Genomic DNA, 24,930 nt, shown 5'->3' on the forward strand with positions numbered 1-24,930 from the left:
GACCTTGGGGTGGCGACCCTTAAAAAAGGCGCAGGCGGGTTTTTGGTTCCGTCTCCTTGCTTGCATCCTTCACGCCCGGATCGTCCGGCGGACGCCCGAAGAACGGATCCTCGATCCCCCTGGATTGCTCCTCTTCCCTGTTTTTTGCCGGCTTTGCCGCGACGGTCTCGGTGACCGGCTTCGGCTTGGCGGGTTCGACCTTGCGGACCTCGGCAACAGGCTCTGCCGTCTTCGCCTCCACCGGTTCCGCTGGCGGTTTTGCAACCGGCTTTGCAAGGTCTGCCTCGATGATGGTGGCCGAGGTTTCGACACGCGCCTCCGGTACGGGGTCCGGGGCGGCCGTCGGGGCCTTGTTTTCCAGTGGCGGCAGCGGCGGCAGGGAACTGGAATTCTCGATTGCACCTGGCATCTGCGTAAACGGTGCCTTCCACTCGAACGCGTCGAGCTTGCCGGTGACCGGCGAGACGGGCAGCCATTTCTCCGAAACGAAGCCGTCGGCGATCCAGGCCGGGTCGCGCGGCGCGCGTAGCGCCGCGTTCATCCAGTAGCGCACACGGCCCTGATCGCCGGTCTCGGCGTCCTCGATATCGGCCAGCAGCAGGCAGATGCCTTCGCGGGCCTCCATCCTCATCGCCGCCTCGGCTTTCTGGCGTGCCAGCGAGAACTCCTTGGCGTCGAGCGCCGCATGGGCGGTGACGATCAGGCCTTCGAGGTTGTTCGGCTTCAGGCTTTCCAGCTTTTCGGCGCGCTTCAGCCGGTCGACGGCGGACGTGCCGCCCCGCGCATTGATGTAGACCTCGGCGATCTGCGGATGCGGATTGAGCTTCCAGGCCTGTTCCAGAACGCTTGCCGCCTTGCGCAGGTTGTCTTCGCGCAGATAGGCCTTGCCGGCCGCAATCGCCGCCGGCACGAATTCCGGCTCAAGCCTCAGCGCCTCCATGGCGTCCTCGCGGGCACCCTTCGGGTCGCCTTCCAGCCGGTCATTGGCGCGGGCGGTCAGCAGGGCGGCGCGTTTGCGCCTGGCTTCCTCCTTGGTTAGGATCTTGGCGACCTTCTGCTGATCGACCATGGTCAGCGCATTGTCCCAGTTGCCGAGCTGACAGCGTGTCTCCAGGGCGGCTTGCGCGGCCCAGGGGAGATAGGGTGCCTTTTCCACGGCGCGTTCCGCATACTGGCGGGCCGCTTCGTCGGCGCCGAGACGCTTTGCCTCGAGATAAAGCCCGCGCAGGCCGAGTTCCGCCGTTTCCGGGTCTTCGGCCATCTGTTCGAACTTGCGCCGGGCCTCGTCATGCTTGCCCTCGATCATCGCCGCCTGGGCGTCGAGGAGCTGGATCAGAGGTTCCTGGTCGACCCTGAGCAGGCCGCGGGCGCGGGCGCTCATCTTGCGGGCCAGCAGCGCATTGCCGGCACCGGCGGCAATCATGCCGGTCGACAGCGCCTGATAGCCGCGGTCACGCTTGCGGGCACGGAAAAAGCGGGTGACGCGGTGCGGCGAGGTCCAGATCGAACGCAGCAACCACCAGACGAGCATGACAGCCGCGACGGCCACCACGAGCAGGACAGCCGCGACCTGCAACTGCATCTCGTAGAGCTGCCCCTCCCAGACGAGGGAGATGTCGCCCGGCCTGTCGGCCAGCCACGAGAAGCCGTAACCGAGCGCGAGGACGAGAAGGGCGAATATCAAAAGACGTATCATGCGATCCCTTGTCCTAGTTTGTGCCCGCTACAGCACTTGTCATGATGCTTTCGGCGAGTTCTTCGACCTTGATGCGCTTGTCGAGCGTATCCTTGAAATCGCTTGAGGCCTGCTTGCCGGCGTCCGGAAGGCTTTCCCATTCGATCGCCGCACCCTTCAGGTCGCCGTTCTTCAGCTTTTCCTCCATCCGCGCGACGATCGCCTCGACGCTGTCGCCTTCGACCATGCCGACGGGGCGGACCTTGATCAGCGACTTGGCGCTCGACAGCAGCCGGTCGGTCAGGCTCTCGTCGCCGGCTGGCTGGTTGACCGCCTCGATGATCCGGTCGGCGACCGGCGAGAACTGCCGGGCGAGATCCGAGCGCGAGGGAACGCCGATAGCGGCATAGGGCGCGAGGTCCTTGACGGGCTGGCTATCCGGGGCAACGCCCTCGAGCGTCGCAAGTTCCGCCTGAAACGGACCGCCGCGGTCGATTGCTGTCTTCAGGGTCGCGGCCGCGACGGCGCGCGCCATGCTGACATCCTTGCGGGGTTCGTCGATCTTCTTTTCCGCGGTCGCCAGACGGTCGGTGATTTCCTGCGTCGTTTCGGTCTGGGCCTCGGCCGTCCTGGCGAGTTCCGATTTCAACGCCGCGACCGTATCGTTGAGACCGGCGATCTGGCTTTCGAGGGCGGAGCTGTCGAATGGCTGCGCGCTGCCGGCGTTCTGCTGGGCCTGTTCGAGGGCGGCAATGCGCGTTTCAAGCTGCGGATCGGCGGTACCGCCGGCCGGAGCGGCCTTCAGGTCGGCAATCTGGCTCTTCAGGCTGGCGATCTCGGTTTCCAGCCCGCTTGCATCGAAGGACGGTTCGCTCGATGCGGTCGGCTTGGAGGCAGAGGGCAGGTAGCCGGCATATTGCATGGAGCCGGCCAACGCCAGCGCGACGACGCCACCGACGATGCCGGCTGCAAGCAGACCAGCGCCGCCGCGGCTCGGCGCCGCATGCACCGGCTCGATTGGCTTAGGCCCCTCGGTCGGCGGTTCCTCGATGGCCTCGCGGGCCGCCTCGTCCGTGTAGGTTGGCTCCGGTGCCGGGTCATCCGTCTTGGTTTCGCTCGGCTTTTCAGCGGCAAATGCTTCCGGTGCGCCGGACTGCGGCTCCTCCGGCACCCTGTCGGCTGTCGGCTCGGATGTTTCGGCAGACGCCGTCTCTTCCGTCGCCTTCTCCGCTTCGAGATCGATCGTTACCGGGTCCTTCTTGGGACGGGAACGGCGTGCCGGCTTTTCCGGATCCATGACTACCTCTTCATTCTTGCAGTGCAAAGAAACTAGTCAGTGACTCGGGCCATGAAAAGGCCCTTGATCACATTTGCTTCTCCAGGAGGCGAAAAAGCGTGTCTTCATCGGGGTTTGTCGCAATTGCGACCCTTTCCCGCAGAGTGTCGGGCAGCGCTTCGGCGATATTGGGGCTGAGGCAGGCAAACCGCAGCGATTGCAGCCCTTCGCGATCATCCGGATCAAGCGGCAGCGCGAGAAGGCGCTCGGCATTGGCACGCGAGTAGAGAAGAACCACATCGGCCGGCGGATCGAAGAGCGCGCGGCGAACGGTCGCCGGATCGTAGGCGATGTCTTCCATGCGGTAGACGTCGACGGTGCGAAAGGCGATCCCGTGTTCGGCCAACCCGGCCTCGAGCCCGGATGCCCTCGGCGTTCCGGCAAGATAGACGAGCGGATTATCGATCGAGGTCGGCGGGCATTCTTGCTCGATCCGGATGGCGAGCTCACGACCGCTGCCCTGCGACCCGATGATTTTGGTGAAGCCGGCTTGCCTGGCCGCGGCCGACGTTGCCGGGCCGACGCTGAAAAGCGGGATCGAAAGGAGGCTTTCGGGGATTGGCGCGGCGGCGGATAGTGCACGGATCGCTTCCGCGCTGGTTGAGGCCAATGCCGCCGGTTCGGCGCAAAGGATATCGTTCCAATCGATGGCTTCGTGGACGGCCAGGGTCAGCGGCAGAAACACGGGCTCGTGGCCAAGGGCGCGAAGCCGTGCCGCCGAGCCTTCGGCGGAGGTGGCCGGACGGGTGACGACCACCCGCATCGGCTCAGCTCCAGCCTTCGAAGAAACCGGGGCCGGCCTTGGCGCGGATGATTTCGCCCGCCCTGGCGCCCAGCGCCAGCGCATCGCCACGTTGGCCGTCGATCGTGACCTCGTGAACCTTTGTGCCGTCCGGGGACAGGATCGTGCCGGAGAACTTCAGCCGGTCGCCGTCGAATTCGGTGTAGCCGGCAATCGGCGTGCGGCAGGAGCCGTCGAGCGTCGCTAGAAAGGCGCGCTCGAGCGTCACGGCGTCGAATGTCGGGCCGTCATTGATGGCGGACAGCAGCTCGTCGGTGCGCTCGTCGCCGATGCGGCTTTCGATGCAGATCGCACCCTGCGCCGGCGCCGGCGGGAAATCCTTCGGGTCGAGCAGGGCCGTCGGCACGTCCGTCTTGCCGAGCCGCTTCAGGCCGGCATAGGCAAGCAGGGTCGCGTCGACCTGGCCTTCGGCGAGCTTGCGCAGACGGGTCTCGACCGCGCCGCGGAAGATGACGACGGAGATATCCGGACGCAGCCGGCGTATCAGCGCCTGGCGGCGCAGCGACGACGAGCCGATGGTCGCGCCGTGCGGCAGTTCCATGAGCGTCGGCGCGGTGCGGCCGATGAACGCGTCGCGGATATCTTCGCGCGGCAGGTAGGCGGAGATGTAGAGGCCGCTCGGCAGAACCGTCGGCATGTCCTTCGACGAATGCACGGCAAAATCGAGCCGGCCGTCGGCAAGCTGCTCTTCCAGTTCGTAGGTGAAAAGCCCCTTGCCGCCGATCTCGGCCAGCGCCCGGTCCTGCACCCGGTCGCCTTGGGTCGACAGCACGACGATCTCGAACATGTCTTCGGTCAGGCCATGGGCAGCCATCAGCCGGTCGCGGGTCTCGTGAGCCTGTGCGAGCGCCAGCGGGCTGCCGCGCGTGCCGATCCGGAAAGGTTTTGTTTGCATCCGCACTGATCCGTTGTTACCGGAAGGCTTCGTAACCATGTTTGCATGAAACCGCAATCAACGAACGGACCAAATGACGGACCCCTTGTGCATTCTCGGGATCGAATCGAGCTGCGACGAGACCGCTGCCGCGGTGGTTCTGCGCCATCCCGACGGCAGGGGCGAGATCCTGTCGGACGTCGTGCTGAGCCAGCTGGAAGAGCACTCGGCCTATGGCGGCGTCGTTCCGGAAATAGCTGCCCGCGCCCATGTCGAGGCGATGGACACGCTGGTCGAGGAGGCGCTGCGGCAGGCAGGCGTCACGCTCAGGGGCATCGACGCTGTCGCGGCTACCTCCGGTCCCGGACTGATTGGCGGGCTCATTGTCGGGCTGATGACCGGCAAGGCGATCGCCATGGCGGCACGCAAGCCGTTATATGCGGTCAATCACCTGGAAGGACACGCGCTCACGGCGCGGTTGACCGACGGCCTGTCGTTTCCCTACCTGATGCTGCTCGTTTCCGGAGGCCACACACAGCTCGTGCTGGTGCGCGGCGTCGGCGATTACGAGCGCTGGGGAACGACCATAGATGATGCGCTGGGCGAGGCCTTCGACAAGACGGCGAAGCTCCTGGGGCTGCCTTATCCGGGCGGCCCTGCCGTCGAGAAGGCGGCCGAAACCGGCGATCCGAAGCGCTTCTCCCTGCCGCGGCCGCTGGTGGGTGAGGCGCGGCTCGATTTCTCGTTCTCCGGCTTGAAGACCGCCGTACGCCAGGCCGCCACCGAAATCGCGCCGCTGTCCGACCAGGACATCGCCGATATCTGCGCCTCGTTCCAGCAGGCGGTTTCCCGCACGCTGAAGGATCGCATCGGCCGTGGTCTCATGCGCTTCAAGGAAACCATGCACGGGCTTTCTGACACGCCGGCGCTCGTGGTTGCCGGTGGCGTTGCGGCAAACAAAGCTCTGCGGGAGACGCTGCTTGCGCTTTGCGGCGAACACGGTTTCCGTTTCATCGCGCCACCGCACCGGCTGTGCACCGACAACGCCGCAATGATCGCCTGGGCAGGACTGGAGCGGATGGCGGCAGGCTTCGTGCCTGATCAGCTCGACGTTCAGCCGCGGTCGCGCTGGCCACTGGACGCGGATGCCGAGACGCTGATCGGCCATGGCAAACGGGGAGCGAAAGCATGAGCGAAACGATTGCCGTCATCGGCGCCGGCGCATTCGGCACCGCGCTTGCCGCCGTCGCGGCGCAGAAGGGCAGGGCTAAGGTCACCCTCGTCGGTCGCGACGCATCGCTGATGCGTTCGCTGGCGTCTTCCCGCATCCATGAGAAATCGCTGCCAGGCATTCCCCTGCCGGACAATCTGGAGCTTTCCTCCGATCCCGACGTCATTCACGACGCAAAGATCGTGCTGTTTGCGATGCCGTCGCAGGCGCAGCGCGAGGCCGCGCGCTTCTACCGGTTCAACATTTCCCACGCCGCAACGGTCGTCACCTGCGCCAAAGGCATCGACCGGCATACGGGCGATCTGCTGACCGATGTACTGGAAGAGGAACTGCCGGATCAGGAGATCGCCGTTCTGTCCGGTCCGGGTTTTGCCGCCGATATCGCCAAGGGATTGCCGACGGCGATGGCGCTGGCCGCCGCCCGCATGGAGACGGCGGAACGGATCGCGGTCGCCCTTTCGAGCCGGACCTTCCGCCTCTATCCGGCGTCCGACCGGATCGGCGTCCAGCTTGGCGGCGCATTGAAGAACGTGCTGGCGATCGCCTGCGGCATCGTGGAAGGCGCCGGGCTCGGCGATTCCGCCCGCGCGGCGCTGATCTCGCGCGGACTTGCGGAAATGTCGCGACTGGTCGCCGCCAAGGGCGGCGAGGCCGGCACGGTGCGCGGTCTCTCCGGCCTCGGCGATCTGGTGCTGACGGCGACGTCGCACCAGTCGCGCAACCTGCGTTACGGCATTGCGCTCGGGCGTGGCGACATGGCGGATGCCGGCCATGGAACACTGGTCGAAGGCGCGTTCGCTGCATCGGTGGCTTCGCGGCTGTCGCGCGAGCTTTCCGTCGACATGCCGATCACCGAAGCCGTCGCGGCCATCATCGACGGCCGTCTCGATATTCCCGCCGCCATCGAGCAATTGATGACGCGGCCCATCACCACCGAATAAACTTCGAGGACAAGACATGCTGTTTGCCTTTCTCTGCACCGACAAGCCGGGACACCTGAATGTCCGCATGGACACCCGGCCGGAACACCTGGCCTGGCTCAACGGGTTGAATGAAAAGGGCGTGCTGAAGATCGCCGGCCCGTTCCTCGGCGAGGACGGCAAGCCGTGCGGCAGCCTGGTGATCGTCGAGGCCGCCGACAAGGCCGCCGCCGCCGAGATCTCCGCCGCCGACCCCTATGCGAAGGCGGGTCTGTTCGAAAGCGTCGAGATCAAGCCCTATAACTGGGTCTTCAACAATCCGGAGGCGTGAGGCGTCATGGCATACTGGCTGTTCAAATCCGAACCGTTCAAGTTCTCCTGGGAGATGCTGAAGGCCAAGGGCGACAAGGGCGAGCAGTGGGACGGCGTGCGCAACTACCAGGCGCGCAACAACATGCGGGCCATGAAGATCGGGGACAAGGGCTTCTTCTATCACTCCAATGAAGGGCTCGAAGTCGTCGGCATTGCCGAGGTCTGCGCGCTGGCCCATCCCGATTCGACGACGGACGATCCACGCTGGGAATGCGTCGATATCCGTGCCGTTCAGGATGTTCCGAAGCCGGTCAGCCTGAAGGACGTGAAGGCCAATCCGAAGCTTGGGGAAATGTCGCTCGTGACCTCCATGCGCCTGTCGGTGCAGCCGGTGACGGAAGACGAATATCTGGAAGTCTGCCGCATGGGCGGGCTGGACAATCCGCCGCGCTGAATGCGTACTGATCCGCGCGCCTTCATTCTGGACAATACCGCGGTCATGGCGCCGCCGCATGTGCCGGAAATCCGGCTGCATCTGGCGGACGAGGCGCATGATCTGTGGCTGAAGACGGAGGAGGAGCTGCAGGAGATCGGTCTGCCGCCGCCGTTCTGGGCCTTCGCCTGGGCCGGCGGGCAGGGGCTTGCCCGCTATATTCTCGACCACCCCGAGACCGTCAGAGGCAAGCGCGTCGTCGACTTCGCCACCGGCTCAGGTCTGGTGGCGATCGCGGCGCGCATGGCGGGAGCCGCAAGCGTGCTGGCGGTCGATATCGATCCGTGGGTGGAGACGGCGGTCGCACTGAATGCCGAGGCAAACGGCGTGACGCTCGAGTTCACGAAAGCCGACATCATCGGACAGGATATCGAAGCAGACCTTCTGCTGGCGGGAGACGTCTTCTACGACCAGGCCTTTGCCGCGGCCATCATTCCCTGGTTCGAACGACTGTCCGCGTCGGGTATTGCCGTCATTGCCGGCGATCCGGGGCGGGCTTACTGCCCCCGGGATCGGCTGACGTCGCTTCAGGTCTATGAAGTGCCGGTCACCCGTGCGCTGGAAGACAGCGAGGTCAAGCGCACGGTCGTCTGGCGGTTCGGCGACTAGGGGCGGATGACGCAGACGCCTGCTTCCATGGAGCAATTGGCGGCAGCCACGTCCGGTGAGACATGGATGATCTTGGCCGTCGGTGGCGGCGCGATCGTCTGGACGCCCGGTCCGCTGCGCGAAAGATAGGCGTAGGTGCCGTTGCCGCGATAGCTGACGACCGAGATGCTGCCGGCATAGGTGCCGTTGCCCTTGATGTGGATTGGAACATTCGGGCCGATAAAGGGCGGGTTGTCGAAGCCTATGTCGCCGCGGTCATACCTGTCACGGTCGTGGCGGTCTTGATCGCGATCCCAGCCGCGGTCGCCGTAATGACGGTGACGGGAGAAATCTCCGGCGGCTGCCGTCATGGCAAGCCCGCAGGCGGCAAGGATCAATGTTGCGAGGGAGAGTGACTTGGCGATGCGCGCTATCATGGCGGCCTCTTTCTGACTCGGTACAAAAGTTAATGAAAGATTAATCGCGAAGCCGCTGAAAGGCAATGGCCGGCCCTATGGCGGCGCTTTCGCCGGTCCCTTGCCGCAGCGGCCCTGCCGCCCAGATTTAAATAATCGATTAAATGCCGAATTGGTCGTCCTCAGCACTTGCCGCGACGTAAATCGGCTATTAAACGAGGGAATTGGTGCAACGCACATTCGATGCACAATTGTTGTGCGTTTGATGGAAAGACGTGCTTAAAGCCACGTCCAACGCCTTATGAGGACACGATGGCGAATGTGACAAACAACCGGCCGCTGTCGCCGCATCTGCAGATTTACAAGCCAATCCCGACCATGATCATGTCGATCGTTCACCGCATCACCGGTGGCGCGCTCTATTTCGGCACGATACTCGTCGCATGGTGGCTGATCGCTGCGGCGTCCGGCCAGGCCTATTTCGATTGGGTCAATGCAATCTACGGCTCCTTCATCGGCCGCCTGATCCTCTTCGGCTACACCTGGGCGCTGGTTCATCACATGCTCGGCGGCCTTCGCCATTTCATGTGGGACCTCGGCTACGGCTTCGAGAAGCATTTTTCCACCAAACTCGCCAAGGCGACGATCGTTGCCTCCATCTGTCTGACCATCCTCATCTGGATCGTCGGCTACATCGTGCGGTAAGGGAGTAAGCTCATGGACATGCGTACGCCACTCGGCAAGGTGCGCGGGCTCGGATCCGCGAAAGACGGTACGGAACATTTCTGGCGCCAGCGGCTGACGGCCGTCGCCAACGTGCCCCTGCTCCTGTTCTTCATCTTCTTCCTGATCGCCTATAACGGCGCGGACTACGCCACGGTGGTGAGCGCGCTCGCCAACCCGGTCGTCGCGGTGGTCATGGCGCTGGTCATCATTTCCGGCATCATCCACATGAAGCTCGGCATGCAGGTGATCATCGAAGATTACGTGCATGGCGAAAAGATGAAGCTCGCCCTTCTGATGCTCAACACATTCTTTGCGGTTCTGATTGGCGCGCTCTGTCTCTTCGCCATTCTGAAGATCGCATTCGTAGGATAACCGCGTTATGGCTGAAAACAGTTCACCCGCCCGGAATGGCAAGGCTTACACTTATGTCGATCACGCCTATGACGTGATCGTCGTCGGCGCCGGCGGCGCTGGTCTGCGCGCCACGCTCGGCATGGCCGAGCAGGGTTTCAAGACGGCCTGCATCACCAAGGTCTTCCCGACCCGCTCGCACACCGTTGCCGCCCAGGGCGGCATTGCTGCCTCGCTGCAGAACATGACACCGGACTGCTGGCAGTGGCACCTCTACGACACCGTCAAGGGTTCCGACTGGCTCGGCGACGTCGACGCCATGCAGTATCTCGCCATGGAAGCGCCGAAGGCGGTCTATGAGCTCGAGCATTACGGCGTGCCGTTCTCGCGCAACGAGGAAGGCAAGATCTACCAGCGTCCGTTCGGCGGGCACATGCAGAATTACGGCGAAGGCCCGCCGGTGCAGCGCACCTGTGCCGCTGCCGACCGTACCGGCCACGCCATCCTGCATACGCTTTACGGCCAGTCGCTCAGAAACAATGCCGAGTTCTTCATCGAGTATTTCGCGCTCGACCTGATCATGTCCGACGATGGCCGCTGCACGGGCGTCGTTGCCTGGAACCTCGACGACGGCACGATCCACCGCTTCTCCGCCAAGATGGTCGTTCTGGCGACCGGCGGTTACGGTCGCGCCTATTTCTCGGCGACCTCGGCCCACACCTGCACGGGTGATGGCGGCGGCATGATCGCCCGCGCCGGCCTGCCGCTTCAGGACATGGAATTCGTTCAGTTCCACCCGACCGGCATCTACGGCGCCGGCTGTCTCATCACCGAAGGCGCACGCGGCGAGGGCGGTTACCTCGTCAACTCCGAAGGCGAGCGCTTCATGGAGCGCTATGCGCCGTCGGCAAAGGATCTTGCATCACGCGACGTCGTTTCGCGCTGCATGACGATGGAAATCCGTGAAGGCCGCGGCGTCGGCAAGAACAAGGATCACATCTTCCTGCATCTGGACCACCTGGATCCCGCCGTTCTGCACGAACGCCTGCCGGGCATCTCCGAAAGCGCGAAGATCTTCGCCGGCGTCGACGTGACCCGCGAGCCGATACCGGTCCTGCCGACCGTGCATTACAACATGGGCGGCATCCCGACCAATTACTGGGGCGAAGTGCTGAACGCCGACGGCTCCAATCCGGAACGCATCGCTCCTGGCCTGATGGCCGTTGGCGAAGCCGGCTGCGCCTCCGTTCACGGCGCAAACCGCCTCGGTTCCAACTCGCTGATCGACCTCGTGGTCTTCGGCCGTGCGGCAGCGATCCGCGCCGGCCAGATCATCGACCGGGCAGCGCCGATCCCCGCCCTCAACACGGCGGCCTGTGACAAGATCATGGACCGCTTCGACAGCCTGCGTCATGCCTCCGGCTCGGCGCCGACGGCCGTCGTTCGCGACAAGATGCAGCGCGCCATGCAGGAAGACGCCGCCGTGTTCCGTACGCAGGAAGCACTGGAATCGGGTTGCCGCCGCATTTCGGAAATCTGGAAGGGCGACCTGCAGGACATCAAGGTCACCGACCGTTCGCTGATCTGGAACTCCGATCTGGTCGAAACGCTGGAGCTGCATAACCTGATGGCGAACGCGATCACCACGGTTTACGGCGCCGAAGCCCGCAAGGAAAGCCGCGGCTCGCATGCCCGCGAAGACTATGTCGACGGTCCGTTCGGCGGCCGCGACGACGTCAACTGGCGCAAGCACACGCTGGCCTGGGTCAACGAAGCCGGCGACGTCAAGCTCGACTATCGCCCGGTTCACACCGAACTTCTGGCCGACGGCATCGATCCGCACAAGATCGAGCCCAAGGCTCGCGTTTATTGATTGAGGAGATCTGAACCATGGTTGAACTCGCTCTCCCCAAGAATTCGCAGGTCGGCGAAGGCAAGACCTGGCCGAAGCCGGAAGGCGCGACGAACGTTCGCGAATATCGCGTCTACCGCTGGAATCCGGACGACGGCAAGAACCCGTCGATCGACACCTACTACATCGATCTCGACAATTGCGGACCGATGGTGCTCGACGGTCTGCTCTACATCAAGAACAACATCGACCCGACGCTGACGCTGCGTCGTTCCTGTCGCGAAGGCATCTGCGGATCGTGCGCGATGAACATCGACGGCACGAACACGCTCGCCTGCACCAAGGGCATGGACGACATCAAGGGGGCCGTGAAGATCTACCCGCTGCCGCATATGCCGGTGGTGAAGGATCTGGTGCCGGACCTCAACAACTTCTACGCCCAGCACCGCTCGATCGAACCGTGGCTGAAGACGGTTTCGCCGCCCCCGGCCAAGGAATGGAAGCAGAGCCACGAGGATCGCCTGAAGCTCGACGGGCTTTACGAGTGCATTCTCTGTGCCTGCTGCTCGACGTCCTGTCCGAGTTACTGGTGGAACGGCGACCGCTACCTCGGTCCGGCCGTCCTCCTGCAGGCCTATCGCTGGCTGATCGACAGCCGTGACGAAGCGACCGGCGAACGCCTCGACGATCTCGAGGATCCGTTCCGCCTCTATCGCTGCCACACCATCATGAACTGCGCGCAAGCCTGCCCCAAGGGTCTGAATCCGGCCAAGGCGATCGCCGAGATCAAGAAGATGATGGTCGAGCGCCGCGTCTGACGTCGCGCTTTGCAGATCGTTTGAAGACGGGCCGCGTGCAAACCGCGGCCCTCTTTTTTTGCATCTAGGTTCAGGTGCGATTCGGCAATTGCCCGTGCCCGTCCAGCCCGAGACGATCATATCCGGGGACGCCTGCGGCTGCTTTGCGGCCAAACGGCAAAAAAGGCGGGCCCTTTGTCCCTTTGCCGTGAATTCGCCGGTGCTTGCCTTGATTCATCCCCATCTTTCACGATAATTCGGGCAACCTCTAGGGAAGACAAGCCCGTCAAGGGCAAGCAAGGAGTTTGGCGATGCAGTTCAGATTTGCGGCGGCCGGTGTAATGATCGCTCTGGCACTCTCGGGATGCCAGCGTACGTCCTATTACGACCAGCAACCGTCGTCGACCTTGCCGCCGCTTCAGGCCCAACCGGTGCCGTCCGTCCAGTCCGGCCAGTTGCCGCCGCCGAACGGAACGCAGGTGCCGGGCGACCAGACGATGCAGAACGGCATGCCGCCCGCCGGTAATCCCGCCATGGCTGCCAATGCGCTGGATGTCACGAAGGAATCCATGGTCGGCAGCTGGAAGGTTTCCAATTCCGGCGTGACCTGCGACATGTTCCTGACGCTCACCAATCTCGGCTCCGGCCTGCGCGGCGGTACGCGCGGCTGCCTTGGCCCGCTCACCACGATGGCTTCCTGGGAAGTCAGCGGCAAGCAGATCTCGGTCAAGGACCGCGACGGCAACGTGATCGGCACGCTCTACAAGACGGCCGACACCCGCTTCGACGGCACCACGGCTGCCGGTCAGCCCTTCAGCCTCAGCCGCTAACAGGATCCGCCGCGTCCTGCGGCGGCATACGGGCGATCCATGCAGCCTGCGCCAGACTACAACATCAGCGTCAGCGAAAAGCTGAAGGCCTTGGCCGCATCCGGCGAACTGAAGCCGGATCCGGCACAGATGGCGGTGGCCGCCCGCCTCGACCGCGTCCTGACCGACCTCAAGGAGCACCGGCACGCGGCGAAGACCAGCGCGCTCGGCTGGCTGTTTGCCGCCCGCAAAGGCAAGAAGAAAGAGGCGGTCAAGGGCCTCTACGTCCATGGCAGCGTCGGGCGCGGCAAGACCATGCTGATGGACATGTTCTTCGAGATGGCGCCGGTGAAGCGCAAGCGGCGCGCGCATTTCCACGAGTTCATGGGTGACGTTCACACCCGCATCCATGCGCATCGACAGAAGCTGAAGAACGGCGAGACGAGCCAGGCCGATCCGGTGCCGCCGGTCGCCGCTGACCTTTTCGCCGAGGCGGAGCTTCTCTGCTTCGACGAGTTCACGGTCACCGATATCGCCGATGCGATGATCCTTGGCCGTTTGTTCACGGAACTCTTCTCGCGCGGCTGCGTGCTGGTGGCGACGTCGAATGTCGAGCCGGACAATCTTTACAAGGACGGCCTCAATCGCGGCCTGTTCCTGCCCTTTGTCACACTGCTGAAAGAGTATGTGGGCATCGTGTCGCTGGATTCTCCCAACGACTACCGCATGGAGAAGCTGAACAGCCTGCCCGTCTACATGACGCCGCTCGACGACCGCACGGATGCGGCGATGAACGCGACCTGGAATGCCTATGCCGAGGGGCGGAAGCCTTCGGCGGAAACGATCGAGCTGAAGGGGCGTTCGATCGCGGTGCCGCAGGCCGTGGGGCGGATGGCGCGGTTCAGCTTTGCCGATCTCTGCAGCAAGCCGCTGGGGGCGTCCGACTATCTGGCGATTACCGAGAAATACAGCACCGTCTTTGTCGATCACATTCCACAAATGGGGGCAGATCGTCGCAACGAGATCAAGAGATTGATTATCCTTGTCGACGCTCTTTATGATCGCAAGGTGCGTCTGATCGCATCCGCGGCCACTTGGCCGGAGGAGCTTCTGACCGAAAGGCGTGGCACCGAGGGCTTTGAATTCGACCGCACGATCTCGCGCCTGTTCGAGATGCGGAGCCAGGAATATCTGGAAGCCAGCCGGGAAGCCCATGCCGGCTGATGCTGAAATGGTGCGAAATTATCTTACGTTTACGTAAGAATTTTAGTATCTAAACGATTGAAATTCCTCAGCCAAAATTAATCGGTTGCCATATTTACGCTTTAGGGCTATGCGAAAGCCCGATAATGGAGGCACATCCAGGTGTCGGTCCGTTCTTAAAGCGCAAAGGGAGCACTTCATGGCCCGCAAGAAAATCGCACTTATTGGTTCCGGTATGATTGGTGGTACGCTGGCGCATCTGGCCAGCATGAAAGAACTGGGCGACGTCGTCCTGTTCGACATTGCCGACGGCATTCCGCAGGGCAAGGGTCTCGACATCGCCCAGTCCTCGCCGGTCGACGGCTTCGACGCCAAGCTGACGGGCGCCAGCGATTACTCGGCCATCGAAGGTGCGGATGTCTGCATCGTTACCGCCGGCGTGCCGCGCAAGCCGGGCATGAGCCGCGACGATCTTCTCGGCATCAACCTCAAGGTCATGGAGCAGGTCGGCGCCGGCATCAAGAAGTATGCCCCGAACGCCTTCGTCATCTGCATCACCAACCCTCTCGACGCCATGGTCTGGGCGCTGCAGAAGTTCTCCGGCCTGCCGAAGAACATGGTCGTCGGCATGGCCGGCGTTCTGGACAGCTCGCGCTTCCGCCTGTTCCTCGCACAGGAATTCGACGTTTCCGTTGAAGATGTCACCGCCTTCGTTCTCGGCGGCCACGGCGACAGCATGGTGCCGCTCGCCCGTTACTCCACGGTTGCCGGCATTCCGCTCACCGACCTCGTGAAGATGGGCTGGTGCACGAAGGAGCGCCTCGAAGAAATCATCCAGCGCACCCGTGACGGCGGCGCCGAAATCGTCGGCCTGCTGAAGACCGGCTCGGCCTATTACGCCCCGGCCGCTTCCGCGATCGTGATGGCTGAATCCTACCTGAAGGACAAGAAGCGCGTCCTGCCTTGCGCCGCCTATCTCGCCGGCCAGTACGGCGTGAAGGATATGTATGTCGGCGTTCCGACCGTGATTGGCGCCGGCGGCGTCGAGCGCGTCATCGAAATCGATCTGAACTCTTCCGAAAAGGAAGCGTTCGACAAGTCCGTCGGCGCGGTTGCCGGTCTCTGCGAGGCCTGCATCAACATCGCTCCGGCACTCAAGTAATCACCTGAACCTTATCAAAGCAGGGATATACGAATGAATATTCACGAATATCAGGCCAAGGCTCTTCTGAAGAGCTACGGCGCGCCGGTCGCGGAAGGTGTGGCCATCTTCTCGGCTGACGAAGCCGAAGCCGCAGCCAAGAAGCTGCCGGGACCGCTTTACGTGGTCAAGAGCCAGATCCACGCCGGCGGCCGCGGCAAGGGCAAGTTCAAGGAACTCGGCCCCGACGCCAAGGGCGGCGTTCGTCTCGCCAAGTCGATCGAAGACGTTGTCACCAACGTCAAGGAAATGCTCGGCAACACGCTCGTGACCAAGCAGACCGGCGCGGCCGGCAAGCAGGTCAACCGTCTCTACATCGAAGACGGCGCCGACATCGACCGTGAGCTTTACCTCTCGATCCTCGTCGACCGTTCCGTCGGCCAGGTTGCCTTTGTCGTTTCGACCGAAGGCGGCATGGACATCGAAACCGTTGCGGAAGAAACCCCCGAGAAGATCGTCACCGTAGCGATCGATCCGGAAGCCGGTGTCACTGCCGACAACGCAAACGCGCTCGCCGACGCGCTGAAGCTCGAAGGCGCTGCCCGCGAAGATGCGCTGAAGCTCTTCCCGATCCTCTACAAGGCCTTCGTCGAAAAGGACATGAGCCTGCTCGAGGTCAATCCGCTGATCGTCATGACCAACGGCCGCATGCGCGTCCTCGACGCCAAGGTGTCGTTCGACGGCAATGCGCTGTTCCGTCATCCGGAAGTCGTCGAACTGCGTGACATCACGGAAGAAGACGAGAAGGAAATCGAGGCTTCGAAGTATGACCTCGCCTATGTCGCCCTCGACGGCAACATCGGCTGCATGGTCAACGGCGCCGGTCTCGCCATGGCGACCATGGACATCATCAAGCTCTACGGCGCCGAGCCGGCGAACTTCCTCGATGTTGGCGGCGGCGCTTCCAAGGAGAAGGTCACCGCAGCATTCAAGATCATCACGGCCGATCCGGCAGTGAAGGGCATTCTCGTCAACATCTTCGGCGGCATCATGAAGTGCGATGTTATTGCCGAAGGCGTTCTCGCAGCGGTCAAGGAAGTCGGTCTGCAGGTCCCGCTCGTCGTGCGCCTCGAAGGCACCAATGTCGAGCTTGGCAAGAAGATCATTTCCGAAAGCGGCCTCAATGTCATTCCGGCAGACGACCTGGATGACGCAGCCCAGAAGATCGTCGCAGCTGTAAAGGCCTGAGATTGAGAAAGAGAGCGGTCATCTTTGTTGTCTTGATCGCTCTCTCCGCTTGCTGGTTGTGGTGGCGAGAAGAGGTGAATTGGTGTGATGGTTTCTACGAGAATTCATCATCATTGGCATTTTCGTTATGCTTGCCTCTGGCTCCGTTCGTCGCTCTTGGCATCGTTTTAATTGGTGGTGTTGCTCTCCTTTGGATGACGCGCCGCAAACACTCAAGTTAGAGATCGGGATTTAAGAATGTCCATTCTCGTAAACAAAGACACCAAGGTCCTCGTGCAGGGCCTCACCGGCAAGACCGGTACCTTCCACACCGAGCAGGCGCTTGCCTATTACGGTACCAAGATGGTCGGCGGTATCCATCCCTCCAAGGGCGGCAGCAACTGGGCCGGCTCGAAGGGTGAAACCCTGCCGATCTTCGCCTCCGTCGCCGAAGGCAAGGAAGCAACCGGCGCGAACGCATCCGTGATCTACGTTCCGCCGGCAGGCGCTGGTGCGGCGATCATCGAAGCGATCGAAGCCGAAATCCCGCTGATCGTCTGCATCACCGAAGGCATCCCGGTCGAAGACATGGTCAACGTCAAGGCGAAGCTCGACAAGTCCAAGTCGCGCCTGATCGGGCCGAACTGCCCGGGCGTCCTGACGCCGGAAGAGTGCAAGATCGGCATCATGCCGGGTTCCATCTTCAAGAAGGGCTCGGTCGGCGTCCTGTCGCGCTCCGGCACGCTGACCTATGAAGCCGTGTTCCAGACCTCGAACGAAGGCCTCGGCCAGACGACGGCTGTCGGCATCGGCGGTGACCCGGTCAAGGGCACCGAATTCATCGACATGCTGGAAATGTTCCTGGCAGACGACGAGACGAAGTCGATCATCATGATCGGCGAAATCGGCGGCTCCGCGGAAGAAGATGCGGCACAGTTCCTCAAGGACGAAGCCAAGCGCGGCCGCAAGAAGCCGATGGTTGGCTTCATCGCCGGCCGCACGGCTCCTCCCGGCCGTACGATGGGCCACGCCGGCGCCGTCATTTCCGGCGGCAAGGGCGGTGCGGAAGACAAGATCGCGGCCATGGAATCGGCCGGCATCCGCGTCTCCCCGTCGCCGGCCCGCCTCGGCAAGACGCTGGTCGAAGTCCTCAAGGGCTGACATTTGAAATTCCATGAGGGGAGGGCCACATTTTCCCCTCATGGTTCCGGTTTATCCCGGCGGCGGCAAGTCGGGCCGTTTGAAATGCCGACGAGAAACCTGGGTGACGAGAAAAGCCCTGACAAGGAGGCAGGCCCGCGGGTCTGCAAATACCCATGGCAAGACAAGAAGCCAACGAACAGTTTCAGATCACATCCTTCCTGGATGGCCAGAACGCTGCCTATATCGAGCAGCTCTACGCGCGCTACGAGGATGACCCGGCATCGGTGTCTCCGGAATGGCAGGCGTTTTTCAAGGCACTGGAAGACAATCCGGACGATGTGAAGAAGGCCGCCCAGGGCGCGTCCTGGAAGCGCAAGAACTGGCCGATCGCCGCCAACGGCGACCTGGTCAATGCGCTCGACGGCGACTGGGCCACGGTCGAGAAGGCCGTTGAAGGAAAGCTCAAGGCCAAGGCGGAAGCCGCAGGCAAGCCGGCTGGCGGCACCGACGTGCTGCAGGCAACGCGCGATTCCGTTCGCGCCATCATGATGATCCGCGCCTACCGCATGCGCGGCCACCTGCATGCCAAGCTGGATCCGCTCGGCATTGCCGCGGCCGTCGAGGATTTCAAGGAACTGGCGCCGGAATCCTACGGTTTCACCGAAGCGGACTACGACCGTCCGATCTTCATCGACAAGGTGCTCGGCCTGGAATACGCCACCATCCGCGAGATGCTGGCGATCCTGAAGCGCACCTATTGTTCGACGCTCGGCGTCGAGTTCATGCACATCTCCGATCCGGAAATGAAGTCCTGGATCCAGGAACGCATCGAGGGCCCGGACAAGGGCGTCGAATTCACGCCGAACGGCAAGAAGGCTATCCTTCAGAAGCTGATCGAGGCCGAAGGCTTCGAACAGTTCATCGATGTCAAGTACAAGGGCACCAAGCGCTTCGGCCTCGATGGTGGTGAAGCGCTGATCCCGGCGCTCGAGCAGATCATCAAGCGCGGCGGCCAGATGGGTCTCGAGGAAATCGTTCTCGGCATGGCCCACCGCGGCCGCCTCAACGTGCTGTCGCAGGTGATGGCCAAGCCGCACCGGGCGATCTTCCACGAGTTTAAGGGCGGCTCCTATGCCCCGGACGATGTCGAAGGTTCCGGCGACGTGAAGTATCACCTCGGCGCGTCCTCCGACCGCGAGTTCGACGGCAACAACGTGCACCTGTCACTGACGGCAAACCCGTCGCACCTGGAAATCGTCAATCCGGTCGTCATGGGCAAGGCCCGCGCCAAGCAGGACCTGAAGGCGAAGAACTGGGACAACGATGTCATTCCGCTGAAGGAGCGTGCCAAGGTCATGCCGCTCCTGCTGCACGGTGATGCCGCATTCGCTGGCCAGGGCGTGGTTGCCGAAATCCTCGGCCTTTCCGGTCTGCGCGGCCATCGCGTCGCCGGCACGGTCCACTTCATCATCAACAACCAGATCGGCTTTACGACGAACCCGCATTTCTCGCGGTCCTCGCCCTATCCGTCCGACGTGGCCAAGATGATCGAAGCGCCGATATTCCACGTCAACGGCGACGACCCGGAAGCCGTCGTCTACGCTGCCAAGATCGCGACCGAATTCCGGATGAAGTTCCACAAGCCGGTCGTCATCGACATGTTCTGCTACCGCCGCTTCGGCCACAATGAAGGCGACGAGCCGTCCTTCACCCAGCCGAAGATGTACAAGGTCATCCGCTCGCACAAGACGGTCGTCCAGCTCTATGGCGAGCGCCTGGTGCGCGAAGGTCTGCTGAGCGAAGGCGAACTGGAAAAGATGAAGGCCGACTGGCGTGCCCGTCTGGAACAGGAATTCGAGGCCGGCCAGTCCTACAAGCCGAACAAGGCCGACTGGCTGGACGGTGCATGGTCGGGCCTTCGGGCTGCCGACAATGCAGACGAGCAGCGCCGTGGCAAGACCGCCGTGCCGATGAAGACGCTGAAGGAAATCGGCAAGAAGCTGTCCGAAGTTCCGGAAGGCTTCAACGTCCACCGCACCATCAAGCGCTTCATGGACAATCGCGCCGAGATGATCCAGACCGGTGAAGGCATCGACTGGGCCATGGGCGAGGCACTCGCATTCGGTTCGCTCTGCCAGGAAGGCACCGCCGTCCGTCTGTCCGGTCAGGACGTCGAGCGCGGCACGTTCTCGCAGCGCCATACCGTGCTCTACGATCAGCAGACCGAGGAACGCTACATTCCGCTCGCCCATGTCGGCGGCGGGCAGGGCCGCTACGAGGTCATCAACTCGATGCTCTCGGAAGAAGCAGTGCTCGGTTTCGAATACGGCTATTCGCTGGCCCGTCCGAATGCGCTTACCCTCTGGGAAGCCCAGTTCGGCGACTTCGCCAACGGTGCACAGGTCATCTTCGACCAGTTCATCTCGTCAGGCGAACGCAAGTGGCTGCGTATGTCCGGCCTCGTCTGCCTTCTGCCGCATGGCTATGAAGGCCAGGGTCCGGAACACTCCTCGGCCCGCCTCGAGCGCTGGCTGCAAATGTGCGCCGAAGACAACATGCAGGTCGCCAACTGCACCACGCCGGCCAACTACTTCCATATCCTGCGCCGGCAGGTGAAGCGCGATTTCCGCAAGCCGTTGATCCTGATGACGCCGAAGTCTCTGCTGCGCCACAAGCGTGCGGTCTCGTCGCTGTCGGAACTGGCCGGCGAATCCTCGTTCCACCGCCTGCTGTGGGACGATGCGGAGGTCATCAAGAACGGCCCGATCAAGCTGCAGAAGGACAACAAGATTCGTCGCGTCGTGCTCTGCACGGGCAAGGTCTACTACGACCTTCTCGAAGAGCGTGAAAAGCGCGGTATCGACGACATCTACCTGCTGCGCGTCGAACAGCTCTATCCGTTCCCGGCCAAGGCGCTCATCAACGAGCTGTCGCGCTTCCGCAACGCGGAAATGGTCTGGTGCCAGGAAGAGCCGAAGAACATGGGCGCCTGGGCGTTCATCGACCCGTATCTGGAATGGGTGCTCGCCCACATCGACGCCAAGTATCAGCGCGTGCGCTATACGGGCCGCCCGGCCTCGGCCTCGACGGCAACGGGCCTGATGTCGAAGCACCTGGCGCAGCTGGAAGCTTTCCTGGAGGACGCGCTCGGGGGCTGATGCTCCCCTGCGCCAAACGAAATTCTGACCAACGGAAATTTAAATCATGGCCACTGAAATCCGCGTTCCCACCCTCGGCGAGTCCGTCTCGGAAGCAACCGTCGGCACCTGGCTCAAGAAGGTCGGTGACACTGTTACCGCCGACGAGCCGCTGCTCGAACTGGAAACCGACAAGGTTTCGATCGAAGTACCGGCTCCGGCATCGGGCGTCCTGTCCGAAATCGTCGCTGCCGAGGGCGAGACGGTCGAGCTCAACGCACTGCTCGGCAACATCTCGGAAGGCGCTGGCGCCGCTGCTGCTGCTCCGGCTGAAAAGCCGGCGGCTGCCGCGCCGGCACCCGCCGCTGCTCCGGCTCCGGCCGCCGCTCCCGCAGGCGACATGCCGCCGGCACCGGCTGCTGCCAAGATGATGGCAGAGAAGGGCGTCTCCGCCGAGCAGGTCGAAGGTTCCGGCAAGCGTGGCCAGGTGCTGAAGGGCGACGTGATCGCCGCCATCGCCAAGGGCCCGTCGGTTTCCGCCGAAGCGCCGAAGGCCGCCCGCGCGCCGTCGTCCGTGGACGATGCCCCGCGTGAAGAACGCGTCAAGATGACCCGCCTGCGCCAGACGATCGCCAAGCGCCTCAAGGATGCGCAGAACACGGCGGCGATGCTGACCACCTATAACGAGGTGGACATGAGCGCCGTGATGTCCATGCGCAACAAGTACAAGGACATCTTCGAGAAGAAGCACGGCGTGAAGCTCGGCTTCATGGGCTTCTTCACCAAGGCCGTGACGCATGCGCTGAAGGAACTGCCGGCGGTCAACGCCGAAATCGACGGCACCGACATCATCTACAAGAATTTCTGCCACATCGGCGTTGCCGTCGGCACGGACAAGGGCCTCGTCGTTCCGGTCGTGCGCGATGCCGACCAGATGTCGATTGCCGAAGTCGAGAAGGAAATCGGCCGCCTCGGCAAGGCTGCCCGTGACGGTCAGCTGTCGATGGCCGACATGCAGGGCGGCACGTTCACCATCTCCAACGGTGGTGTCTACGGTTCGCTGATGTCGTCGCCGATCCTCAATGCCCCGCAGTCCGGCATTCTCGGCATGCACAAGATCCAGGAACGTCCGATGGCCATCGGCGGTCAGGTCGTCATCCGTCCGATGATGTATCTGGCGCTCTCCTACGATCACCGCATCGTCGACGGCAAGGAAGCCGTGACCTTCCTGGTGCGCGTGAAGGAAAGCCTGGAAGATCCGGAACGCCTGGTTCTCGACCTCTAAGACATTTGCCCGGACCGGCCAGCAATGGCCGGTCCGGACTTCGTTTCCAACGCAGGGTGGCGCCATGACTCCGGAATTTCTGCTGACAGCGCTGATCGTCGTTCTGGCTCCGGGTACGGGCGTTCTCTACACGGTTTCGACCGGTCTCGGTCAGGGCCGCACCCAGTCGCTGGCAGCCGCTTTCGGATGTACGCTCGGGATCGTGCCGCACATTCTTGCCTCGTCTCTCGGCCTTGCCGCGATCCTGCACACCAGCGCGCTGGTGTTTCAGGGTTTCAAGTTTGCCGGTGCCGCCTACCTGATCTACCTGGCCTGGATGACCTTGCGCGACAAAGGGCCGGTCCGTTTCGAAGCCGCCGCCACACCCTATGGCCTCGCCCGCATTGCCCGTACCGGTTTCCTGATCAACATCCTCAATCCGAAGCTTTCGATCTTCTTCCTTGCCTTCCTGCCGCAGTTCATTCCGGCGGATAGTCCCAATACGCTTCTGACGATGCTCGAGCTCGGCGGCGTCTTCATGCTGATGACATTCATCGTGTTTGTCGGTTACGGTGTCTTTGCGGCACGGGTCCGCACCTACATTCTCGCCAGCGAGCGGGCAATGAGCTGGATCCGCCGCACGTCGGCCATGGCCTTCGGTGCACTCGGCGTCAAGCTGGCGCTGGCAACGCGCTGATCGCAAGAGAGGATTTCGGAATGCATCAGTACCTGATCGAACTTGCGTCGCTGATGGCGATCTTCTCCTTCGGCATCATCGCTCCGGGGGCTGATACGGCGATGGTCATGCGCCAGGCGATCGTCCACGGCCGCAAGGCAGCGATCCTGACGAGTTTTGGGATCGGCACGTCGCTGATGTTCCATGTGACCTACACGATCCTCGGCTTGGGCCTTATCATCTCGCAGTCGATCCTCCTCTTCAACGTCATCAAGTGGGCCGGTGTCGCCTATCTCGTCTATATCGGCATCCAGTCGTTCCGGGCCGGCAAGGTCTCGCTCGATGCGCCGGTTGCTGAGACGGCAGTCAAGGCGCAGTCCGCGGCCAAGGGCTTTGCGCTGGGCTTCATGGCGAATGCGCTCAATCCGAAGCCGGTGTTCTTTTTCCTGTCGATCTTCTCGACGGTCGTCAGCCTGCACACGCCGGCTGTGATCAAGTTCGGCTACGGACTGGTCATGGCCAGCTGCCTGATTGCATGGTTCGTCGCCATGTCTTTCTTCCTGACCATTCCCCGCATGCGCGCGTCTTTCGAGCGCGCCAGCAAGTGGATCAACCGGGCAAGCGGCGCGGTCTTTATCGCCTTCGGGCTGAAGCTCGCGACGGAGAAGGCAGGCTGACGCGATGGAACCGCAGCGGCACATGGCGGTCGTCTTTGGTGCCCTGCTTGGCCTTCCGGGCCTGGCGGGCGCGGAAGAGTGCCGACAGGAATTTGCCGTCTACGCGGAGCCGGAAGCCGGCTTCGAGCTGACCTTCAAGCCGGTCAAGTCCGATGCCGCGGCAACCAGCCACCTGTTCGATATTTCCGTTCCGAAGACCGAGGTGGTGCTCGACGGCAATGTGATGATCACCGACGAGGTCTCGCGCACCGAGGGCGTGGTGTTCTACAACTGCCCGGATGGCGACGTGACCGGCGCCGACATTCGGGCCTGCACCGTCTGGGAAGGCGTCATCTATGCGGTTGACGACAGCGGCAATGTTGACCTTCTGCCGCCGGAAGGCGCGGATGCGGCCGGCCAGTTGTTGCTGCCGGGCTTCGGCCTCGCGCTGCGCTTCTCCTCCGCCTGGGGAGCGGAAAAGGCATCCGTCGCCCCTTGGGATGTGTTCAAGCTGAAAGGTTGCGCGAATGGCTGACGGACCCGTTCTTCTCGTGACCGGCGGCAGCCGGGGCATCGGCGCCGCCGTTTGCATTCTCGCGGCCAAGCAGGGCTGGCGGGTCGCCGTCAATTTCGTGCGCAACGCCGAAGCGGCCCAATCGGTCGTCGACCGGATCAAGGCGATGGGCGGCGAAGCGCTTGCCGTGCAGGGGGATGCCTCCGAGGAGGAGGATATCGCGGCGATCTACGACGTTGTCGACAACGCCTTCGGCCGCCTCGACGGGCTGGTCAACAATGCCGGCATCATCGGCATGCCGGTCCGCGTCGACGAGATGAGCCGCGAGCGCATCGAGCGCATGTTCAAGGTCAACGTTCTCGGACCGATGCGCGTGGCGGCGGAAGCGGTCAAGCGCATGTCGACCCGTCACGGCGGGGAGGGCGGCGTGATCGTCAATCTGTCTTCGGCGGCGGCCATGCTCGGCTCGCCCGGCGAATTCGTCGACTATGCCGCTTCCAAGGGGGCGATCGACGTGTTCACGCTCGGTCTCGCCAAGGAAGTCGCCGACGAGGGCATTCGCGTCAATGCGGTGCGTCCCGGCCTTATCCATACCGACATCCAGGCGGATGCCGGCAATCCCAATCGTGCGCACGATCTGGCGCATGCCGTTCCCATGAAGCGGGCCGGCGAGCCGGAGGAAGTGGCGAGCACGATCGTGTTTCTTTTGTCCAACGAGGCATCCTACGTCACGGGTGCCGTGCTTAATGTGACCGGCGGCAGATAGTCCGCCAGCCAAGGAAGGAAG

General features: G+C 62.9%; 26 protein-coding genes. 21 read left to right on the top strand and 5 right to left on the bottom strand.

Going from position 1 to position 24,930, the window contains the following annotated elements:
* Positions 1 to 19 precede the first annotated feature (19 nt).
* The 4 genes from ACU5AZ_RS14170 to hemC form a co-directional block, all read right to left on the bottom strand.
* Positions 20 to 1,696: a heme biosynthesis HemY N-terminal domain-containing protein gene (locus ACU5AZ_RS14170; RefSeq protein WP_446822994.1), complete on the bottom strand. Its 1,677-nt coding sequence runs from the start codon at positions 1,694 to 1,696 to the stop codon at positions 20 to 22.
* 13 nt (positions 1,697 to 1,709) lie between these two features.
* On the bottom strand, positions 1,710 to 2,972 hold the full coding sequence (locus ACU5AZ_RS14175; protein ID WP_446822995.1) for a mitofilin family membrane protein: 1,263 nt from the start codon (positions 2,970 to 2,972) through the stop codon (positions 1,710 to 1,712).
* A 67-nt stretch (positions 2,973 to 3,039) separates the two neighbouring features.
* Entirely contained in the window at positions 3,040 to 3,774 is a 735-nt protein-coding gene (locus tag ACU5AZ_RS14180) for a uroporphyrinogen-III synthase (RefSeq protein ID WP_446822996.1), read from the bottom strand.
* Between the two features lie 4 nt (positions 3,775 to 3,778).
* Positions 3,779 to 4,708 carry a hydroxymethylbilane synthase gene (hemC, locus tag ACU5AZ_RS14185; protein ID WP_446822997.1) on the bottom strand — a complete coding sequence of 310 codons (930 nt, stop codon included), beginning with the start codon at positions 4,706 to 4,708 and terminating at the stop codon, positions 3,779 to 3,781.
* Between the two features lie 73 nt (positions 4,709 to 4,781).
* On the opposite strand from hemC, the gene tsaD reads away from it, so the two are divergent.
* Genes tsaD through ACU5AZ_RS14210 form a run of 5 tightly spaced genes read left to right on the top strand, consistent with a single transcriptional unit; the run spans position 4,782 to position 8,252 of the window.
* A complete protein-coding gene (gene tsaD, locus ACU5AZ_RS14190) occupies positions 4,782 to 5,879 on the top strand; it encodes a tRNA (adenosine(37)-N6)-threonylcarbamoyltransferase complex transferase subunit TsaD (RefSeq protein WP_446822998.1) in 1,098 nt (365 codons plus the stop codon).
* Complete coding sequence (locus ACU5AZ_RS14195) at positions 5,876 to 6,859, top strand: NAD(P)H-dependent glycerol-3-phosphate dehydrogenase (protein ID WP_446822999.1); 984 nt, start codon at positions 5,876 to 5,878, stop codon at positions 6,857 to 6,859. The genes tsaD and ACU5AZ_RS14195 overlap by 4 nt, the downstream gene beginning before the upstream one ends.
* A 16-nt stretch (positions 6,860 to 6,875) precedes the next feature.
* The gene (locus tag ACU5AZ_RS14200) at positions 6,876 to 7,169 is read left to right on the top strand and encodes a YciI-like protein (protein WP_446823000.1); all 294 of its coding nucleotides are present in this window, start codon (positions 6,876 to 6,878) and stop codon (positions 7,167 to 7,169) included.
* 6 nt (positions 7,170 to 7,175) lie between these two features.
* The gene (locus ACU5AZ_RS14205) at positions 7,176 to 7,604 is read left to right on the top strand and encodes an EVE domain-containing protein (RefSeq protein ID WP_446823001.1); all 429 of its coding nucleotides are present in this window, start codon (positions 7,176 to 7,178) and stop codon (positions 7,602 to 7,604) included.
* The gene (locus ACU5AZ_RS14210; RefSeq protein WP_446823002.1) at positions 7,605 to 8,252 is read left to right on the top strand and encodes a class I SAM-dependent methyltransferase; all 648 of its coding nucleotides are present in this window, start codon (positions 7,605 to 7,607) and stop codon (positions 8,250 to 8,252) included. It begins immediately after the preceding gene.
* Here ACU5AZ_RS14210 and ACU5AZ_RS14215 read toward each other — a convergent pair.
* Entirely contained in the window at positions 8,249 to 8,668 is a 420-nt protein-coding gene (locus tag ACU5AZ_RS14215; RefSeq protein ID WP_446823003.1) for a hypothetical protein, read from the bottom strand. The two genes, ACU5AZ_RS14210 and ACU5AZ_RS14215, sit on opposite strands and share 4 nt — an antisense overlap.
* Positions 8,669 to 8,959: 291 nt before the next feature.
* On the opposite strand from ACU5AZ_RS14215, the gene sdhC reads away from it, so the two are divergent.
* From sdhC to ACU5AZ_RS14295, 16 genes are all read left to right on the top strand, one after another.
* Positions 8,960 to 9,352, top strand: coding sequence for a succinate dehydrogenase, cytochrome b556 subunit (gene sdhC, locus ACU5AZ_RS14220; RefSeq protein WP_446823004.1), 393 nt, complete (start codon positions 8,960 to 8,962; stop codon positions 9,350 to 9,352).
* 12 nt (positions 9,353 to 9,364) lie between these two features.
* Complete coding sequence (gene sdhD, locus ACU5AZ_RS14225) at positions 9,365 to 9,745, top strand: succinate dehydrogenase, hydrophobic membrane anchor protein (protein WP_446823005.1); 381 nt, start codon at positions 9,365 to 9,367, stop codon at positions 9,743 to 9,745.
* A 7-nt stretch (positions 9,746 to 9,752) separates the two neighbouring features.
* The gene (gene sdhA / locus ACU5AZ_RS14230) at positions 9,753 to 11,597 is read left to right on the top strand and encodes a succinate dehydrogenase flavoprotein subunit (protein WP_446823006.1); all 1,845 of its coding nucleotides are present in this window, start codon (positions 9,753 to 9,755) and stop codon (positions 11,595 to 11,597) included.
* Between the two features lie 17 nt (positions 11,598 to 11,614).
* Complete coding sequence (locus tag ACU5AZ_RS14235; RefSeq protein WP_261928974.1) at positions 11,615 to 12,394, top strand: succinate dehydrogenase iron-sulfur subunit; 780 nt, start codon at positions 11,615 to 11,617, stop codon at positions 12,392 to 12,394.
* Positions 12,395 to 12,684: 290 nt separating this feature from the next.
* Positions 12,685 to 13,203 carry a protease inhibitor Inh/omp19 family protein gene (locus ACU5AZ_RS14240; RefSeq protein WP_446823007.1) on the top strand — a complete coding sequence of 173 codons (519 nt, stop codon included), beginning with the start codon at positions 12,685 to 12,687 and terminating at the stop codon, positions 13,201 to 13,203.
* A 39-nt stretch (positions 13,204 to 13,242) separates the two neighbouring features.
* Positions 13,243 to 14,406, top strand: a complete 1,164-nt coding sequence (gene zapE, locus ACU5AZ_RS14245; RefSeq protein WP_446823008.1) for a cell division protein ZapE — start codon at positions 13,243 to 13,245, stop codon at positions 14,404 to 14,406.
* Positions 14,407 to 14,584: 178 nt separating this feature from the next.
* Positions 14,585 to 15,547: a malate dehydrogenase gene (gene mdh / locus ACU5AZ_RS14250; protein ID WP_261928977.1), complete on the top strand. Its 963-nt coding sequence runs from the start codon at positions 14,585 to 14,587 to the stop codon at positions 15,545 to 15,547.
* A 33-nt stretch (positions 15,548 to 15,580) separates the two neighbouring features.
* A complete protein-coding gene (sucC, locus tag ACU5AZ_RS14255; RefSeq protein ID WP_446823009.1) occupies positions 15,581 to 16,774 on the top strand; it encodes an ADP-forming succinate--CoA ligase subunit beta in 1,194 nt (397 codons plus the stop codon).
* 74 nt (positions 16,775 to 16,848) lie between these two features.
* Positions 16,849 to 16,995, top strand: coding sequence for a QVPTGV class sortase B protein-sorting domain-containing protein (locus tag ACU5AZ_RS14260; RefSeq protein WP_446826012.1), 147 nt, complete (start codon positions 16,849 to 16,851; stop codon positions 16,993 to 16,995).
* Between the two features lie 16 nt (positions 16,996 to 17,011).
* Positions 17,012 to 17,914: a succinate--CoA ligase subunit alpha gene (gene sucD, locus ACU5AZ_RS14265; RefSeq protein ID WP_446823010.1), complete on the top strand. Its 903-nt coding sequence runs from the start codon at positions 17,012 to 17,014 to the stop codon at positions 17,912 to 17,914.
* Positions 17,915 to 18,069: 155 nt separating this feature from the next.
* On the top strand, positions 18,070 to 21,054 hold the full coding sequence (locus tag ACU5AZ_RS14270; protein ID WP_446823011.1) for a 2-oxoglutarate dehydrogenase E1 component: 2,985 nt from the start codon (positions 18,070 to 18,072) through the stop codon (positions 21,052 to 21,054).
* A 46-nt stretch (positions 21,055 to 21,100) separates the two neighbouring features.
* Entirely contained in the window at positions 21,101 to 22,318 is a 1,218-nt protein-coding gene (gene odhB / locus ACU5AZ_RS14275; RefSeq protein ID WP_446823012.1) for a 2-oxoglutarate dehydrogenase complex dihydrolipoyllysine-residue succinyltransferase, read from the top strand.
* Positions 22,319 to 22,382: 64 nt separating this feature from the next.
* Complete coding sequence (locus ACU5AZ_RS14280) at positions 22,383 to 22,994, top strand: LysE family translocator (protein WP_446823013.1); 612 nt, start codon at positions 22,383 to 22,385, stop codon at positions 22,992 to 22,994.
* A gap of 20 nt (positions 22,995 to 23,014) precedes the next feature.
* The gene (locus ACU5AZ_RS14285) at positions 23,015 to 23,650 is read left to right on the top strand and encodes a LysE family transporter (protein ID WP_446823014.1); all 636 of its coding nucleotides are present in this window, start codon (positions 23,015 to 23,017) and stop codon (positions 23,648 to 23,650) included.
* A gap of 22 nt (positions 23,651 to 23,672) precedes the next feature.
* Positions 23,673 to 24,164, top strand: coding sequence for a hypothetical protein (locus ACU5AZ_RS14290; protein ID WP_446823015.1), 492 nt, complete (start codon positions 23,673 to 23,675; stop codon positions 24,162 to 24,164).
* Positions 24,157 to 24,909, top strand: a complete 753-nt coding sequence (locus ACU5AZ_RS14295; protein ID WP_446823016.1) for an SDR family oxidoreductase — start codon at positions 24,157 to 24,159, stop codon at positions 24,907 to 24,909. The genes ACU5AZ_RS14290 and ACU5AZ_RS14295 overlap by 8 nt, the downstream gene beginning before the upstream one ends.
* Positions 24,910 to 24,930 lie beyond the last annotated feature (21 nt).

The sequence above is a fragment of the Rhizobium sp. PAMB 3182 genome (genome assembly GCF_052908355.1).